The sequence below is a fragment of the Kosakonia sp. H7A genome, assembly GCF_003028445.1.
GTDB lineage: Bacteria > Pseudomonadota > Gammaproteobacteria > Enterobacterales > Enterobacteriaceae > Kosakonia > Kosakonia radicincitans.
Genome location: NZ_PYTZ01000001.1, coordinates 1 through 16,923, shown reverse-complemented (window position 1 = coordinate 16,923; position 16,923 = coordinate 1). Strand labels below are relative to the sequence as shown.

The following is a 16,923-nucleotide window of genomic DNA, read 5'->3' as shown; positions in this document are numbered from 1 at the left end:
TAACATACGCCGCGTATATTAAACGATTTGTCAGCACCCTGCTTCTCGTTTTTAACATTCACTGAAAAAAGGAAACCCTATGATCCAGCGTGAACCCATTTTCCCGGCTAACCGTCATGCGCTTTATGAAGAACATGGTTATTCAGCCGCCATCCGTTCCGGAGATTTGTTGTTTGTTTCCGGCCAGGTCGGTAGCCGCGCCGACGGTACGCCGGAGCCAGATTTTGCCGCTCAGGTGCAACGGGCATTCGATAATCTGCAAGCGACGCTTGCTGCCGCAGGTTGTACGTTTGACGATCTGATTGATGTCACGACCTTTCATACCGATCCGCAAAACCAGTTTCCAACAATTATGCAGATAAAACAGGCGATCTTCCCGCAGCCACCCTATCCAAACTGGACTGCCGTAGGCGTTACCTGGCTTGCAGGATTCGATTTTGAAATTAAGGTCATTGCCCGAATTCCTGCCCGATAAAAACAGGAACGCGCATATTGCCGCCGCTTGATGCCGGTATTGGTGTCGTTCATGCTTCGCGCGCATGGCCGGGCAATGCCGACACCAACCCGACGTTGTCACTCTGATCTTAATCGGCTGAAGATTTACGCCGATTAAGATCATTCACACCAGGCTATCAGGCCAGCAACAAGCACCGTGAAGCTTAAATCGTTACGACATCAATGTGTTCATTTCCCGCTGTTTGATACTCAGCCAACTGATGGAAATTTAAGTAACGATAAGTATCTTCCCGGGTGTCATTGATCCTGTCCATGTGCCAGAGATACTGTTCAACGGTTGGCATTTTGCCAAGCATTGCGGCAATCGCACTGAGCTCAGCTGATGCCAGGAAGACTTTTGCATCGGTACCAAGACGGTGCGGAAAGTTACGGGTTGATGTGGAGACAACGCTGCTCCCTTCTTTAACCCGAGCCTGATTCCCCATGCAAAGTGAGCAGCCAGCCGGCTCAATTCGCGCTCCGGAGCGGATGAGCTTATTAAAATACCCTTCGCTGGAAAGCTGCTGTGCATCCATTTTGGTTGGCGGAGCAATCCACAGCCGGGCAGGAATCTCCTTGGACTCTGCCAGCAGTTTCCCGGCGGCCCGGAAGTGACCAATATTTGTCATGCAGGAGCCAATGAAAACCTCCTCTACTGGCGTGCGGGCAACGTCGGACAGTAAACGGGCATCGTCAGGGTCATTTGGCGCACAAACAATCGGCTCCGTAATTTCAGCCAGATCGATTTCAATGATTGCCGCGTACTCAGCATTTTCATCTGCACTCAGTAATGACGGATTCGCCAGCCAGGCTTCGATCTCTGCAATGCGCTTTTCAAGCGTTGGCGCATGCTGATAACCCTGGTCAATCATCCAGCGCAGCAAAGTGGCATTGGAACGCAAATACTCCGTAACGTTCTCTTCTTCGAGACGTAACACACAGGCAGCAGCAGAGCGCTCAGCTGAGGCATCGGCCAGTTCAAAGGCCTGCTCAGCTTTTAGCATTTGCAAACCTTCGATTTCCAGGATACGGCCGGAGAAAATATTGCGCTTGTTTTTCTTCTCGGTCGTTAACAACCCTTGCTTAATGGCGTAGTAAGGAATCGCATGCACTAAATCGCGCAGAGTGATCCCTTTTTGCATTTCACCCTTAAAGCGGACCAGCACAGATTCAGGCATATCGAGAGGCATAATTCCAGTGGCCGCCGCAAAAGCGACCAGTCCGGAACCGCCAGGGAATGAGATCCCTAATGGAAAGCGCGTATGTGAATCAGCCCCCGTCCCCACTGTGTCAGGGATGAGCATGCGGTTAAGCCATGAATGGATAATTCCATCGCCCGGTTTCAGTGCAACGCCTTTTCTGCTGGTAATGAACTGAGGCAGCGTCTTATGCAAATTAACGTCGACAGGTTTTGGATACGCGGATGTGTGGCAAAACGACTGCATGACCAGATCGGCAGAAAACCCTAAGCATGCAAGATCCGTCAGTTCATCGCGCGTCATCCCGCCGGTCGTATCCTGCGAACCCACCGTAGTGATTTTAGGTTCACAATATTGGCCGGGGCGAATACCTTCAACCCCGCACGCTCTGCCGACCATTTTTTGCGCCAGTGTAAACCCTGCAGAAGAAGGTTCAGGCGCCTTTGGTCTTCTGAAAATGGATGTTGTTTGCAGCCCCAGAGACTCCCTGGCTCTTGCTGTTAAGCTACGGCCAATGATCAACGGAATGCGGCCGCCTGCCTGTACTTCATCCAGCAAAACTTCAGTTTTCAGGTGAAATGAGGCAATCAGCGTTTGATCGCGATGGTTGCGGATCTCGCCTTTGTACGGATAAAGATCGATCAGCATCCCCGTTGATAAACCAGAGACATCCAGCTCAATGGGAAATGCACCGGAATCCTCCAGGGTATTGAAAAAGATAGGCGCAATTTTCCCTCCGAAGACAAAACCCCCGCTGCGTTTGTTCGGCACGAAAGGGATATCCTTGCCGATATGCCACAGGATTGAGTTCGTCGCAGATTTTCGTGAAGAACCGGTCCCCACCACATCCCCGACGTAAGCGAGAGGATACTGCTGGTTTTTTAATGCTTGTATCTGAGATATCGGGCCGCATTGTCCCGGCTGGTCAGGATTCACCCCTTCCCTTACAGAACTCAGCATTGAGAGCGCATGCAGGGGAATATCCGGGCGTGACCACGCCTCAGGCGCCGGAGAAAGATCATCCGTATTCGTTTCACCGGGGACTTTAAATACGGTCAGGGTTATTTTTTCATCAAGCCCGGCGCGTTCGGTAAACCACTCGGCATTGGCCCATGATTCAATAATCGCTTTGGCATGAGCATTTCCATTACCGGCTTTCTGCTCGATATCTTTAAATTTTTCAAAAATAAGAATTGTGTGGCTCAGTTTAATGGCCGCTAAAGGAGCTAACTCGTCGTCATCTAACGCATCAATAAGAGGTTGAATATTGTATCCACCCTGCATAGTGCCAAGAATATTTATAGCGTTGTTGGGAGTAATGCCGTATTGATTTGTTTTTTCCTTAATGATTTTATCAAGAAATTCCGCTTTGACTTTCGCAGCGGCATCAACACCAGGAGAAACCTGATTAATTAACAGATTAATTAAACATTCTCGTTCCTCACACTGTTCATTTTCGAGGAGAGTAATTAATTCGCTGGTCTGCTGAGCGGTGAGCGGTTTTGCTGGTATGCCATTTTTTGCCCGTTCAGCGATATGTATTTTATATGCTTCAAACATAGGATTTCGACCTTATAACAGGAGATTGAAAATGTGTCAGGGTGTCATCTACATTAAAAAATTCATTTGTCTGTTTTTAATAGCATCTCTCCAAATTCTGATACTTTTTCAAGTCCATATTCCCACTCGCCAAATCCGGATTCAGAATTAATATGACCAGCATCGCCGACATCTATCAACTCGCATCCCCAACTGTCAGACCAAAATACAGCGCGATTGAATGACATAAGCGGGTCATTGTGACTGGCAAAGACCATTCCGGGTATTTTTAACTTCGACGCAGTGACAACTTCTTCAAGTTCAAAATGTGAAGGTTCAGCAGGCGCAACCATAACAATCCCGGCAACATTTACCGCTCTGCTCTGGACCTGGTACCAGGATGCAAGCGCGCCAAAACTATGCCCAATCAAAATAACGGGCAAAGTACAGGTGGCTAATTCTCTGCGAATCGCTGCGCCCCAATTTTCAATATCCGGCTGCAACCAGTTTCGTTGGCTTATTCTTTTCCAGCGAGGTAAACGACGCGCCCAGCAGGTTTGCCAGTGGTAATCGTCGCTATCTCTTAATCCCGGAACAAGAATCGTGGTGAAAGAATCATCCAGCTTTAACAGACGCGGTATTGTCATGGTAAATTCCATCAGTCCTTAGTTTTCCAGCCTTTCAGGCCGGAAAATTCGCCAGCAGCCAGGTGACGGCCAGCAGATCCGCACTTCCTCCCGGACTTAAATTTCGGGCAATGAACGCTTTGTCCATATTTAAAAGCGCCTGCCTGAACCTGTTGCCGGTGAAGCGTTTAATGCGCAGGATTCTGGCCGCATATCGCTGTGCATAGCGCAACCCTTTGAGGCCCCCACGCGCGAGGATATTGGTATCCGGATTGTGAGCAATTAATGAAAGCAAAACCCGCAGTAAAGACTCCTCGGGCGAATAACCCGCGTTAATGGCGTTTTCCCATACGGGTAATCCATGAATCCTTACCGTCGCAAAGCCACTTTCAGCCTCCCCACGCGCTCCGGTAAAGCCATAATCGCGAAACAGTTGTTCACCTTTGGTTTTCGCATCGCCATTGTGTTTCAACTCCCGGCTCACCATACCGGCGCAGATCAGGCTAACTTCCCGGCAAAGCGCTCCGCGATTGATAGCTTCGCCCTTACCTTTCAGCCGCCCGGCAGCAGAACAAAACAGGCCCAGCGAAAAAATTCCCCCTTTGTGGGTGTTGATCCCCCCCGTCGCTCTGAACATTGCCTGCTCACAGGCAAGCCCTACAGGTCGGATGGCAAGGAGCGTCTGCCTGGGCTCTTGCTTAGCTGTTTGTCGCCCTTTTGCAACAAACAATGCGAACCAGGGGGCAATTGCTGCAATACTGGACATGAACAGGTTGAAATCCATGTCGATATGCGACCCATTATTATGACGGTCTACCAGCCCTGGTTTCGGTGTCAGAATGACTTCGCGGTACATCCCCTCCGCAGCCAGCTCCGCAATGTTAAGTTCATGAGTGAACGGTTCATTTCTGATGGCAGAAATAGTCATCAATCATATCCCCCATAACTGCTTGTAAAGCGTGGAGCGAATGTCGCCGCATTCGTGAACAGACATGTGCAGGCTCATCACAGATGAAACAGCGTCTTTTGTTTTCACCGACAGATTTGCGGCTCAATAAACCGGTATCCGGGCAAAACACATCGATATCCCACAACCTTCCCAGTGGATGACTCTCTTCCAGACGTATTGTGGCCTTCTTTACCTGTGATGCGGGTGCGCTGACGGACCAGAATGACTCTGGCCCGGTAACAAACTGGCGAGCGTCGTGCCTGATGATTTCCCAGCCATTGGTGGCGATCAGCGCAGTGAGCGCTTCATTTGCTGCCGCCATGACAGCCCTTGATTCAGGCGTATCTTTTACCTCACCTGGCCAGACCAGGGTCGTAGAAATCAGGGTTTGTCCCCAACGGGTCAACCAGAGTTGTTGCTGGTACGAACGAGCTTCTCTGGCTGCCAGTAACTGATCCAAAGAAATGGGTGTGCACGATACGCCTGCCATAGTGTCCATTACTCTTTAACCTGCCGCACAACGTCAATGACGCTTCCATCGCGGTAACGAACAACGCCCACAATTTTGGACGTAAATTCGATGGCTTTTGGATGACCGGAGATTTCCAGCGCACGCTGATATAAATCCTCAATGCTCACGACAGGTAACCCTTTATCCACCAGTCGCTGATAAATTTCAGGACGTGAAGGGTTTACCGCAATACCGTGATCGGTGACCAATACATCAATGCTTTCACCCGGTGTAACGCATGTTGTAACGTGCTTCACTACGGTCGGAATTCGGCTGCGGATCAGCGGCGCAACAACCACTGTCAGGTTCGCTGCAGCAGCAACATCACAGTGACCGCCGGAAGCACCGCGCATCACACCATCCGATCCCGTCAGCACGTTAACGTTGAAATTTGTATCAATTTCAAGGGCGCTTAAAATCACAATATCGACCCGATCGCAGCATGCCGCTTTAGATGCAGGGTTAGCGTAAACGTTGGTTGAGATTTCAACATGGTTTGGATTTCTGGCTAAAGAGGCTGCGGCAGCGCTGTCAAAACTCTGGGTATCCAGCAGTTTTGCGATCAACCCTTTCTCATGAAGATCGACAATACTGCCGGTGATACCCCCCAATGCGAAACTCGCAGTAATGTTTTTATTTTTCATGCGCGATTCTAAAAAACGCGTACACGCCGTTGAAGCCGCGCCTGAACCTGTCTGGATTGAGAATCCCTGTTCGAAGTAACCCGAATGCTCAACCACATCAGCCGCTGAACGCGCGATCATTAACTCACGGGGATTACTGGTTACGCGGGCGGCGCCGACGCTGATTTTTGCAGGGTCACCAACACTGTCAATTTTAACAATGTAATCGACCTGATCCTGAACAATGCTCGCAGGCATATAAGGGAAAGGTTCAATGGATTCGGTCAGCAGTACAACACGTTTCGCGTATGTAGCATCAACCATTGCATAGCCCAGAGAGCCACAGCGTGACTTACCACCACTACCACTGGCATTGCCATATTCATCGGAACAGGAGACAGCCAGGAAGGCGACATCAATATTAATTTCACCGTTCTGAATGAGATTAACACGACCACCATGCGAATGAATTTGTACCGGTTCCTCCATCAGGCCATGAGAAATAGCATCAGCTAACTCTCCACGCATACCGGAGGTATAAATTTTCGTAATCACCCCATTACGAATATGATTAATTAAAGGAGCATTACAGGTCATTAATGAACTGGATGCCAGAGTAATACCTTTCAGACCCAATGAGGCAAGTTTATCTACCACAAGATTGATAACTTTATCACCTTCACGGAAGGCATGATGAAATGAAATAGTCATACCATCATGGAGTTCGCAACGGTCTAAAATTTCATCCAGACTTTCACAAAGCTTACGTTGATATTTTAGTTTAGCATCTGCAAGATAAGGCGTTGCTGCGTTGGCATGAGTAAATGCGACATATTCTTTTGAACGCCCGACCTGCTCTTGCAAAGCTTCGATTAATTTGCTCATCTTTATTATCCTGTAAATTAGTGGCGAATGCCTGATGCTTTTCTTCTCTCAAGAACAACTCTGGCGTGATTGATTATTGGCGCGTCAATCATTTTGCCATTCAGAGAAATCACACCCAGTCCACTACGCTCACCTTCTTCGGCAGCAGTAATTACGCGTTCCGCGTAATCAACCTCTTCCTGGGTTGGTGCATAGGCATTGTGAAGCAGCTCAATTTGCCGGGGATTAATTAAAGATTTACCGTTGAAGCCCATGCGGCGAATTAAATCGACTTCTTTTAAGAAACCTTCTTCATCGTTAACATCGCCATAGACAACGTCAAAAGCATCGATACCAGCCGCACGCGCCGCATGTAAAACCGCACAACGCGCATAGAACAGTTCAGTACCATCCCCGCGCTCTGTTTGCATGTCCATTACGTAGTCAAATGCGGCTAATGCAATGCCCATCAGCCGATCTGAAGAGCGGGCAATTGCAACAGCATTGATGACGCCAACAGCAGACTCAATAGCCGCCATCAACTGCGTGGAACCGACTTTACGGCCACAACTTTCCTCAATGCGTACAATTTCACGTTCAAGCTGGTGAATATCTTCCGGCGTATCCGTTTTAGGGAGTCGAATGACATCGACCCCGGCACGCACAGCCGCCTCAAGATCTTTCAATCCAAAGGGGGTATTCAGAGGGTTAATCCGTACAACCGTTTCAATACCTTTATACATGGGGTGCTGGAGCGCATTGAAAACCAAAATACGAGCACTGTCCTTCTCCCTCAAAGAAACCGCATCTTCAAGATCGAACATGATCGAATCGGGTTTATAAATAAAAGCAGTAGATAACATGGCAGCACTTGAGCCTGGTAAGAAAAGCATGCTACGACGTAATTTTTTCATTGTAATTTCTCCCAGTTAATTTCATCGCTGCATGTTCCTCGCATAATGGCAACTTGCATGCGGGAGCGAATAACACAATCAAGCGCACCTTTGTCATCCACAATAATTTGCCCATGAGTGACGTTAAATGCCGTTAACGTCTCTTTGACCACTTGAGTAATTTGCTCGCCAAATTGCTTCATTACTTCGCTGTTAATAACAATATCCAGCCCGGCGTCCGAAGGGCTAACTTTAACCATTAGATCGCTCGATTCCAGCGTACCCGCCAGAGCTGCCTGTACAATTTTCATTTTAATGTCCTACGCTAATACTCATGAGATTCCCTGCCAGATGGGGTTCCGGCAAGTCATGGTGATTTGCTCTCAGCCAGTTATGTAAATAAGGCATGGTGCTTTCTGGTACCATATTTCTTGCAACTGACAGTTTGTTTTTATTCAAGAGGGAACGAACGGCCGATGCTGATATGGGATAATTATTCGCATCAGTTTTTCGATCTATTTCATGAACCGTAATAGCATTAGATGGAATGACAAATTCATCTTCAAGCCAGTGGTGCATTGCCTGGTTATATTGGGCAGTAACTTTACAATATGGCTCAGTGCCGACGAAACGATGTGTAATCCCCAGAGATGGCGCAATGTAACGCCGAAAAATAATCAAATCGATTGCGGAATACACATCATTAACCACCTGTTTTTCTTTTAAGAAATAGCCGGGAAACGTGCCGCGAGAAATAATGTATCTGGAACCAGGGTGTACCGTTACATTGGCGAGATGTTTCACGCCATCGCGTACCATTGCAATACGGTCATTAAAGGAGAATTGAGACAAATTCTCCTCTACAACAAAAACATGCAGCCAGTGACAGGCCCGGGAAGCTTGCTCAATAAGAAATTGATGGCCTAACGTGAACGGATTCGCATTCATCACGATTCCACCAATGTTGTCTGCCGGGATGAAATAATCGGCACGCAGTTTCTTGCAGTAACGATGGATGCCAACCGGGGTGTTTTCCATCAACGTCGCTTTATTCTCAAGGGTGGCTAAAGGATAGAAGCCGCATCCACGGAAAGATTTGACATTATCAGGACAGGTTAAAAGGAACAGATGATGATCGCCATTTTGGTTTGCCAGATATTCAGCTTCACGGATCAACTGCAGCCCCAGGGATGTTCCGCGCCATTCAATGTGAACGGCAATACACTTTAAGGTATTGCCCGCGAGGCCCGCACAGGCAATTAATTCTTTGCCTGCACGAGCAATAACGAACTGCTCGACATCATCATCTATTCCTAATCCATTACTTTGCAGAAACCGGATAATCTCGTCTTTGAGAACACCGTTGCTCGTTTCAACAGTATCGAATTCTGGCATTTTTTCGGCGTACATCTGAATGGTTCCTGACCTGATATTAATCGACACTGAGTTGTGTATTTATTGTGCGTAAATTAAATGGCTAATAGATTTGATTGCGCCGTTGATTCAACAATTGTATTGGTCAGTCGTCCCAATTTTTCGATTGTCACTTCAACACAATCCCCTTCGTGCATGAACAGAGGTGGGTTACGTTTTTTTCCGACGCCACCCGGTGAGCCAGTAATAATGACATCGCCAGGGCTAAGCGTAGTGAAGGTGCTGATATATGAAATCAGATCGGCAACTTTATGAATCATACTGGCTGTTGAATCATTCTGAACCAGCATGCCGTTTAAATATGTCTGAATGGATAAAGCGTGCGGATCCGGGATTTCATCGACAGTCGTCATATAGGGCCCAAAAGCGCCGGTTTGACGCCAGTTCTTACCCGCTGTAAACCATGCGTGCTGCCAGTCACGAACAGAGCCATCCATGTAGCAGCTATATCCTGCGACATGGCTCAGCGCATCACTGCGAATAATATTTTCGCCCGCTTTTCCGATGATGACGGCAAGTTCACCTTCGTAATCAAATTCTTCAGTAATATTCGGTTTGATTACCGGTCTTGCATGCCCGGTTTGAGAATCCGCGAAACGAATAAATAATGTCGGCGCATTGTTAGTTTCAGCGAACTCCTTTCTTTTTTCTGCATAATTCATTCCCACGCAGAAAATTTTCCCTGGCTCCTCAATAACCGGTAAAAAGGTAATATCTTTATCAGTAATATCCGCTGGATAATCAACATACTGTTTTGCAACAGCGAGAGCATCCCATTGCAGAAGATCTTTCAATGTAGGATATTGCTGACCAATTTTTTGACCAAGATCGATAATACCGGCTTCAGTATAAATACCGTAACTTTTACGACCGTGATGGATATAACTTGCAAGTTTCATAATGACACCTAATAACTATTTAGCTTTACCCCCTCACGCCAATTTTAGCCGTGAGGGATGTAATTATTACGGTTACTTTGCAGTTTCTGCTGGAACAAGATTCGCCTTAGTACCTGAGGCAAGGTGTGTCGCCACAATCATGCCCAGCACCAGCAAAGCAATAATAAATGCTGTCATGCCAGCCCAGCCGGTAGCGTGGAAGACAAAGCCATTGAAGAAGCCAATCACTGAGCCGCCCATGTAGTAGAAGAATAAATAGAGAGCTACTGCCTGCCCGCGTGCATGTGTGGCGTTTTTACTCACCCAGCTCAGGCCAATGGAGTGGCAACCGAAGAAGCATGCGGTGAAGATGACTGCGCCTATGATGAACGTGATTACGTTCGGGGTTAATGTCAGTAACATGCCCAAAGACATGATGGCGAATAACGCGCGAAGAACATTCATGCTGCCATATTTAGCGGATAAACGACCAGCTTGCGGCGCAGTGAAAAAGCTCAATGCAAAGCTGAATGAGAGTAGCCCGGCGTTCGCAGGAGAGATATGGAACGGTTCACCCTTAAGGAAAAATGCCAGGTAGTTGTAAAGAGAAGTGAAGGTACCAAAAATGATGAAGCTAATGACAAAAGCGAGGGCGAGTTTTTTATTTTTAAAATGTGAGGCGGCTCCTTTCACCACCCGGAAAACATTCAGGTTTTCCGTAGGTGTGAATTTTTTAGAGGCTGGCAGAATGAAAAATACCAGTGCTGCAACAATAATCAGGCTTGCTGCAAAACCATAGAAGATGGTGTTGATGGAAATATGGTCGATCAACTGGCTGGCGACGATACGGCCAGACATCCCGCCCATCGAGTTTCCGAAGACAAAGTAGCCCGTTACCACCCCTGCAACGACCGGCGCCACTTCCTCGCTAATATAAGCTGTTGCCGCCGCGGCAATGCCGCTCAATGCCAGCCCAATCACTGCCCGCAACGCCACCAGCATGGCCCAGGACTGTACCAACGGACAAAGAGCCGTCAGAAGCCCGCCAAGCAGTAAGGAGACGATAATCAGACGCTTACGACCATAGTGATCGGAAAGCGTACCCGTGAACAATAAACCAATCGCAAGCAAGGCAGTTTCTGCCGAAAGAATAATACTTACCTGGTGGACAGGAACGTCATATTCAACGGCAAGTACAGGTAACAAAGGCTGAATAAAAAATAAAGAAGCTAATTCAGCCAATCCTGAAAGTGCTAAAGCAAAAATCACACGGATGTATTGACTTGCTTTAACATCTCCAGTTCCACCTGAATTATTTTTAACATTAGTTATAGCCATAATATCCTCAACTTTATATTTCTGGTACAGAGTTTCTTAACCCTTGCGGGCTAAAGGTATTAATACGTTCAGATTTTCAAAGGCTGGCTAACGTTTAGATAACTTCCGCTAAGGCGATTTCCGGAACACAAACATTACCCTCGAATAATTTACGAGTCGTTCTGATTACAGCAGCACGGGTATTTTCTATTTTATTTCCGCACTTTAATAAAGAAACTGTGATCTTGCCGCTCGGATGCTCAATGTTAACAATATTGGTAAATGCATCTTTGGGTTGGTCGCTAATGATTTTCTGCGCAACGGAACCTTCGATTATCGTTGCAGTAGAAATACCAATAGAGCCAGTAATAGCAAGTGATTTATGGCAATTATGCGGCATGAAATAGCGAACCTTGATCGTACCACCTGCCGTGGGTTTGCTAAGAAGGACGGGTTTAGGAATAACTTTGTTGGTTACATCGCCAAAGCCCATCGCCTCACCTGCTCTGAGACGGATTTTTTCGAGACGTTGCATAAACGCCAGATCAGAATCCAGATCAGCCGGTGATTCACTGCCGGTTTTATCCATCTGATGTGCATCGATTAAGATCATCGGCATTGCCATATCAATGCATGTGACTTCAACACCATCAAACACATCCGTTGTATTACCGGTCGGAAGCAACTTACCGGTTTTGCAGCCTGCGGAATTCAGGAACGTCAAACCGACAGGAGCAGCAGTACCCGGCACGCCATCAATCTGCGTATCTCCCTCGTAACTCACCCGGTAATCAGGTGTCTGCACTTCGGCATCAACGAATGTTCCCGTGTTGAGATTGCGGATACGTACTGTTGTTACCGGATTTTTAGGCGCAACCAGTCCCTTTTCAATGGCAAAGGGGCCAACGGCACATAACATATTTCCACAGTTTGGCGTTGTATCCACTCGCCGCTCTTTCACCATGACCTGCGCGAAAAGATAGTCAATGTCCGCATCGGGGCTATCCGAAGGGCTCACAATCGCCACTTTACTGGTTTGTGGGCTCCCCCCACCGATACCATCAATTTCCAGTTCATGGCCAGCCCCCATCAGAGACAACAGAACCGCGTCTCGCTCCTGAACGTCGACGGGTAAGTCACTCGCCAGAATAACCGGTCCCTTAGACGTGCCACCACGCATCAATACGCAAGGTATGTTGAACATAGGTTTTCTCTTCCCACATGTTGAATGATGTAGTAAGCGTCCCATAAGCGGATAAATAACTCTAATGTCAAAAAACGAAGGATTGATGCGTTTTACACATTAATCAGCCTTCGGCTAAGATGGCTAAATGACAGGGCAACCAGAAGGTTTGAAAAATGCAGCATGAATTACAGGGCGTTCAAGCTTTTGTTAAAATTGCAGAAATTGGATGTTTTACAAGAGCATCACAGTTTTTACACATCTCTCAGCCAGCATTAACAAGACGAATAAAAAAACTTGAAGAAAGTTTGGGCACAACGTTATTTGAGCGTTCGACCCGGCGAGTAAAACTTACCGCAGTAGGAAGAGACTTCCTGCCTAAGGCAAAGAATCTCTTAGATTTTTATGAAAGCTCGATACTCAGTATCAAAGAAATGGCGACGCATCAGACAGGCGTGATTACGCTATCCTGTTTACCCACTGCTGCCTTCTATTTCTTGCCCGCCGTTATTCGTGATTACAACGAACATTACCCAAATATTCGCATCCGCATACTTGAGCATAGTGCCAACGACTGCCTCGAAGCTGTGCTTAACGGCGATGCAGATTTTGGAATAAATATGATAAATATCACACACCCGTATATTGAGTTTACCCCGCTGGTCAATGAGCCTTTCGTTCTCGCCTGTAAACGAGACCACGAACTGGCAAAAAAATCACTTGTGATGTGGGAAGATCTTGCCGGACTCAGGCTGATTGGCGTCCGTAAATCGAGTGGCAACCGGCTGCTGATTGATCAGGCGCTGGAAGGATTTGACTGGCGACCAAACTGGTTTTACGAGGTAAGGCATCTTTCCACCTCTCTTGGGATGGTTGAGGCCGGTTTAGGTGTGGCCGTTGTTCCCAGCCTGGCAATGCCGACAGATGAGCATCATGTTCTGGTGAGTCGGCCGCTTATTGAGCCGGTTATCCGCAGAACCCTTGGATTAGTCGTCAGAAGGGGAAATTCTTTGAGCCCTGCGGCGGAAAAATTTCGCGAAATGTTGATGAAGCTATGGTCCCAGGATAACACCAGCCCCTGGATTGGAAAATTTAACAATTAGCCATAGCAATTAATCAACATGGACGAAACCGTTTTTTCACGCGACATCTTATTTTCATCAAACGCCGATACACTTAATGAGAATAATTTGCTGAGCTTTGTTGAGGCATATGCCATTGCTAACAGAGTGAGTTAACTATGCTAAAGGCCGGAAATATGTCTCTTCGTTCCCTGAGGGCGCTGTGCCTGACGAGTTTTTTTATTGCTGATGTCCGCGATGGTCTCGGCCCTTTTCTGGGGATATTTCTCACCCAGCGCCACTGGCAACCGGATGATATCGGCTTGCTGATGACGCTGGGCGGCGTGGCAGGATTATTGGCGACGCTCCCGGCAGGATTTATCACCGACACGTCCAAAAACAAACGCACTCTGCTGGCGCTGCTCTGCATAATGATTACCGCAAGTACGCTTCTGCTCTGGTTCAGCCAGCAAAACAGCGTCGTCGCGCTTTCGCAAATGGTCAGCGGAATATGCGCGGCTTTTGTCGGCCCCCTGATCACGGGGATTACGCTGGGTCTGACAGGACAACGCGGCTTTAATGCGCAAATGGGTAAAAATGAGGCATTCAATCACGCCGGAAATTTCTTTACCGCACTGATTGCCGGAGGCATTGCCTGGTACTGGGGCGTCGGTGGTATTTTCCTGTTGATGGCCTGTACGACCGTGTTAACGCTGTGTGCGCTGCTGGCTATTCGCAGTCAAGATATCGATAACGATGCGGCGCGAGGTATCCAGTACTCTGTTCCCCAACCGCTGCCGGGGCTCTCGGTACTCACCCAAAACCGGGCACTTTTGATTACCGGATTGACTCTGATGCTGTTTCATCTGGCCAATGCCGCGCTGTTACCCATGCTCAGCATGCGCGTCGCCGCCGCACCAGGCGCCATGAATCCCGGTTTATATGCTGCCGCCACGGTGATTATTTCTCAGGCGGTGATGATTCCGGTGGCCATCTGGGTTGCCCGGCGAATCGATAAGTACGGTTACTGGCGATTAATTATGCTGGCGTTGCTGATAATGCCTCTGCGGGCTGCGCTGGCAGCAACCTCAGCTGCCCCGCTGATGATGGTGCCAGTGCAAATACTGGATGGCGCGGCTGCGGGTATCCTCGGAGTGGTGGTGCCAGGTTTTATTGTGGCGTTGCTGTGCAATAGCGGGCACGTCAACGCCGGGCAAAGTGTGGTGATGCTAATGCAAGGCGTGGGTGCGTCAATGAGCCCGGCATTAACAGGGATGATTGCCGGTAATTACTCCTTTGCCACCGCGTTCAGCGTGCTGAGCGCCATCGCGCTTGTGGCGCTGCTTATCTGGTGGCGATATGCAAGCGTACTTATTGAGCATGCATCAGCACGGGCATTAAAAGTGGGGGCGGACTGAGCCGCACGCTGGCCCAAATGGCTTTCGGATGAGCTGCAGCGGCCTGCTTATCTTGCTTCCCGCAACCACCCTATCCAGACTGGATGGCCGTTGGCGTTACCAGGCTTGCCAGATTCGATGCTGAAATGCCCCGGTAGACAAGAACGCACAGTGCCGATGGAGAAGTTATCCCGGCACTTTTGCGCTACTGGTGATGCAATTCGATGCTGCTATGCGTGTATCTACTCTTTTATACTCTTGCTCATGTTGATTCCTGTCACGCCAAAGCCGATGGCTTCATATACGTGCCGGGCACGATCGTTGTCGCCGGCAACGCGAAGCCTGATCTGTTCAACGCCTTTACACCGCATCTCATGCTCAAACGTCCGGAGAGCAAGTTTACCCAAACCTTGCCCCTGCAATGCGTTGAAAATATGAAAATCGTAGATGAAGACGGTACGCATGGCAGTATCGGGTTTATACCAGAGGTAACCGACATGCTTATCCGTGTTGTCTGATTTGGCAATCAGACACAGCAAAACCTGGCCTGGTGTATTTACTCCCTCAGGAAGATCTTCCGCAATCTCCTGCTTTGCTCTTGCCAGTGAGTCTTCAGCAGAAAGCCGGTAGTTTGACGCAATTTCCCGCGCATAATCCGCAATGAAATATTCCAGATAACCAGAATATTCATCCTCGCGCATTGGGCGAAATTCAATCATTCGTGTTCCTTTATTTTGGTGTGTATTCTGCAATAAATAATGGCGTTTATTGTTTTTATCTGACTGTATAGCAAGGATAAATTGTCTCTGTGGCTCTGTCAGCATAAAACACATACTCATGTTGATCTTTATGGCACGTGCTCGTGTTGAATATCTTGCTCAGTGAAAATGCGCTGCCCATTTTGGCGGGCGGAGATGGGTGTTACTGGGCTACGTGGTTTACATCCCCTGACATCTGCACAGAGTTTGCTGCGATCTGCAGCAAACTCTTTTTCATCCGCGACAGGATTTAATTCAACGCGTCCAGCGCAATAATCCCCTGCCCGGTTTTTATCCAGCGCGGCGCTTTCAGGCGCTCAGCAAAAAACATCACCAGATCCAGCAGCAAATCCCCCATCACGCGGGACTGATCAATGGACAGCGAACCATTAATCAGCAACCGCGTTAGTTCCTCGCAATAGCGGCACAGCGCATCGCTTTCCGGTGCGAACTCCGGAATATAGGGTAAAAACTCGACGGTCAGTGATTCAGTTAAATGCGCAGGGATCGGTTCGTGTAATGTTGTGCGTAATAAATTAAGGCAGGAAGAGAGTTTGCCGCAGAGCGCCAGTTTTTCCGCCGGTTCATGCGTTTCCACCAGCACTTCGGCAAATCGCTCACAGTTATCGGCCAGTTCGGTGAAATCGGTTGAACAGGAAAAAGGAAGCGCTAACAGAGAATGAATGTTGTTGGGAGTTGTAGCCATAAGGCAGCCTCACTAAGTGTGTTTTTGACATCGATCGTCACTAAGTTTTATCAGGAGGCTAACCCCGACACCTGATTTTGCAGGTGCGGCAAAAAGATACGACGGGCAGACACATGCCGCAATGGGTATTACTGGGAAGTACTTCTCAGAAAATGAAGAAAATATATGAAACATCATATGGAGTTTCTGGAAAACAACTAATCAGAAGTGACAGATGTAAGACCGTTGTGAGAGAGGAGCGGAAGTTCATAATTGATCCTGAAGGTGCAACTTAAAGTGCGGTGTGTTACTCAACGGGAACAGGTCACATCCGCTTTGGGTGCCGAGGGACTAGGCGCGACAAGCGGAAGGTCTGCTACGAGTTGTGAGTTCAACCGATGGATGCAACACATTGGTTAAAACGCTCTGCGGGTGATTCAAAGTCCAGCGTTTTTCTCGGCCTTTCGTTGAGCTGTCTGGCAACACTGTTAAGTCTTTGCTGGCTGTGAAC

At 48.1% G+C, this 16,923-nt stretch carries 16 protein-coding genes and 1 pseudogene; 3 read left to right on the top strand and 14 right to left on the bottom strand.

What is annotated here, in order from left to right; all coding sequences use genetic code 11:
- Positions 1-79: 79 nt before the first annotated feature.
- Positions 80-475: a RidA family protein gene (locus tag CWM66_RS00085; RefSeq protein ID WP_007372063.1), complete on the top strand. Its 396-nt coding sequence runs from the start codon at positions 80-82 to the stop codon at positions 473-475.
- Positions 476-659: 184 nt separating this feature from the next.
- Here the strand turns inward: CWM66_RS00085 and acnB are convergent, their stop codons facing one another.
- From acnB to CWM66_RS00030, 11 genes are all read right to left on the bottom strand, one after another.
- Entirely contained in the window at positions 660-3,254 is a 2,595-nt protein-coding gene (acnB, locus tag CWM66_RS00080) for a bifunctional aconitate hydratase 2/2-methylisocitrate dehydratase (RefSeq protein WP_107146087.1), read from the bottom strand.
- Positions 3,255-3,316: 62 nt separating this feature from the next.
- The gene (locus CWM66_RS00075) at positions 3,317-3,880 is read right to left on the bottom strand and encodes an alpha/beta hydrolase (RefSeq protein ID WP_035885638.1); all 564 of its coding nucleotides are present in this window, start codon (positions 3,878-3,880) and stop codon (positions 3,317-3,319) included.
- A gap of 34 nt (positions 3,881-3,914) precedes the next feature.
- Positions 3,915-4,787 carry a triphosphoribosyl-dephospho-CoA synthase CitG gene (citG, locus tag CWM66_RS00070; RefSeq protein ID WP_107146086.1) on the bottom strand — a complete coding sequence of 291 codons (873 nt, stop codon included), beginning with the start codon at positions 4,785-4,787 and terminating at the stop codon, positions 3,915-3,917.
- Positions 4,762-5,307 carry a citrate lyase holo-[acyl-carrier protein] synthase gene (citX, locus tag CWM66_RS00065; protein ID WP_035942265.1) on the bottom strand — a complete coding sequence of 182 codons (546 nt, stop codon included), beginning with the start codon at positions 5,305-5,307 and terminating at the stop codon, positions 4,762-4,764. The genes citG and citX overlap by 26 nt, the downstream gene beginning before the upstream one ends.
- Positions 5,307-6,827 (bottom strand): citrate lyase subunit alpha, encoded by a 1,521-nt coding sequence (gene citF, locus CWM66_RS00060; protein WP_090396801.1) that lies wholly within the window; start codon positions 6,825-6,827, stop codon positions 5,307-5,309. The genes citX and citF overlap by 1 nt, the downstream gene beginning before the upstream one ends.
- Before the next feature lie 17 nt (positions 6,828-6,844).
- On the bottom strand, positions 6,845-7,720 hold the full coding sequence (gene citE, locus CWM66_RS00055) for a citrate (pro-3S)-lyase subunit beta (protein ID WP_035885634.1): 876 nt from the start codon (positions 7,718-7,720) through the stop codon (positions 6,845-6,847).
- Entirely contained in the window at positions 7,717-8,010 is a 294-nt protein-coding gene (gene citD / locus CWM66_RS00050; RefSeq protein ID WP_007372056.1) for a citrate lyase acyl carrier protein, read from the bottom strand. Before citD ends, citE begins: the two co-directional genes overlap by 4 nt.
- A gap of 1 nt (position 8,011) precedes the next feature.
- Positions 8,012-9,109 carry a [citrate (pro-3S)-lyase] ligase gene (citC, locus tag CWM66_RS00045; protein WP_072438898.1) on the bottom strand — a complete coding sequence of 366 codons (1,098 nt, stop codon included), beginning with the start codon at positions 9,107-9,109 and terminating at the stop codon, positions 8,012-8,014.
- Between the two features lie 59 nt (positions 9,110-9,168).
- Positions 9,169-10,032, bottom strand: coding sequence for a fumarylacetoacetate hydrolase family protein (locus tag CWM66_RS00040; RefSeq protein ID WP_007372054.1), 864 nt, complete (start codon positions 10,030-10,032; stop codon positions 9,169-9,171).
- 72 nt (positions 10,033-10,104) lie between these two features.
- A complete protein-coding gene (locus tag CWM66_RS00035; RefSeq protein WP_007372053.1) occupies positions 10,105-11,349 on the bottom strand; it encodes an MFS transporter in 1,245 nt (414 codons plus the stop codon).
- Positions 11,350-11,443: 94 nt separating this feature from the next.
- On the bottom strand, positions 11,444-12,532 hold the full coding sequence (locus CWM66_RS00030; RefSeq protein ID WP_072438899.1) for a 4-oxalomesaconate tautomerase: 1,089 nt from the start codon (positions 12,530-12,532) through the stop codon (positions 11,444-11,446).
- Between the two features lie 155 nt (positions 12,533-12,687).
- Between CWM66_RS00030 and CWM66_RS00025 the strand changes: the two genes are divergently transcribed.
- Positions 12,688-13,614: a LysR family transcriptional regulator gene (locus CWM66_RS00025; protein WP_007372051.1), complete on the top strand. Its 927-nt coding sequence runs from the start codon at positions 12,688-12,690 to the stop codon at positions 13,612-13,614.
- A gap of 155 nt (positions 13,615-13,769) precedes the next feature.
- Positions 13,770-14,990 carry an MFS transporter gene (locus CWM66_RS00020; RefSeq protein WP_079517879.1) on the top strand — a complete coding sequence of 407 codons (1,221 nt, stop codon included), beginning with the start codon at positions 13,770-13,772 and terminating at the stop codon, positions 14,988-14,990.
- 221 nt (positions 14,991-15,211) lie between these two features.
- Here the strand turns inward: CWM66_RS00020 and CWM66_RS00015 are convergent, their stop codons facing one another.
- From CWM66_RS00015 to CWM66_RS00005, 3 genes and pseudogenes are all read right to left on the bottom strand, one after another.
- Positions 15,212-15,688, bottom strand: coding sequence for a GNAT family N-acetyltransferase (locus CWM66_RS00015; protein ID WP_079517878.1), 477 nt, complete (start codon positions 15,686-15,688; stop codon positions 15,212-15,214).
- A gap of 289 nt (positions 15,689-15,977) precedes the next feature.
- Positions 15,978-16,433 (bottom strand): hypothetical protein, encoded by a 456-nt coding sequence (locus tag CWM66_RS00010; protein WP_007372047.1) that lies wholly within the window; start codon positions 16,431-16,433, stop codon positions 15,978-15,980.
- 370 nt (positions 16,434-16,803) lie between these two features.
- A pseudogene (locus CWM66_RS00005) lies at positions 16,804-16,923 on the bottom strand (IS30 family transposase); the annotation flags it as partial.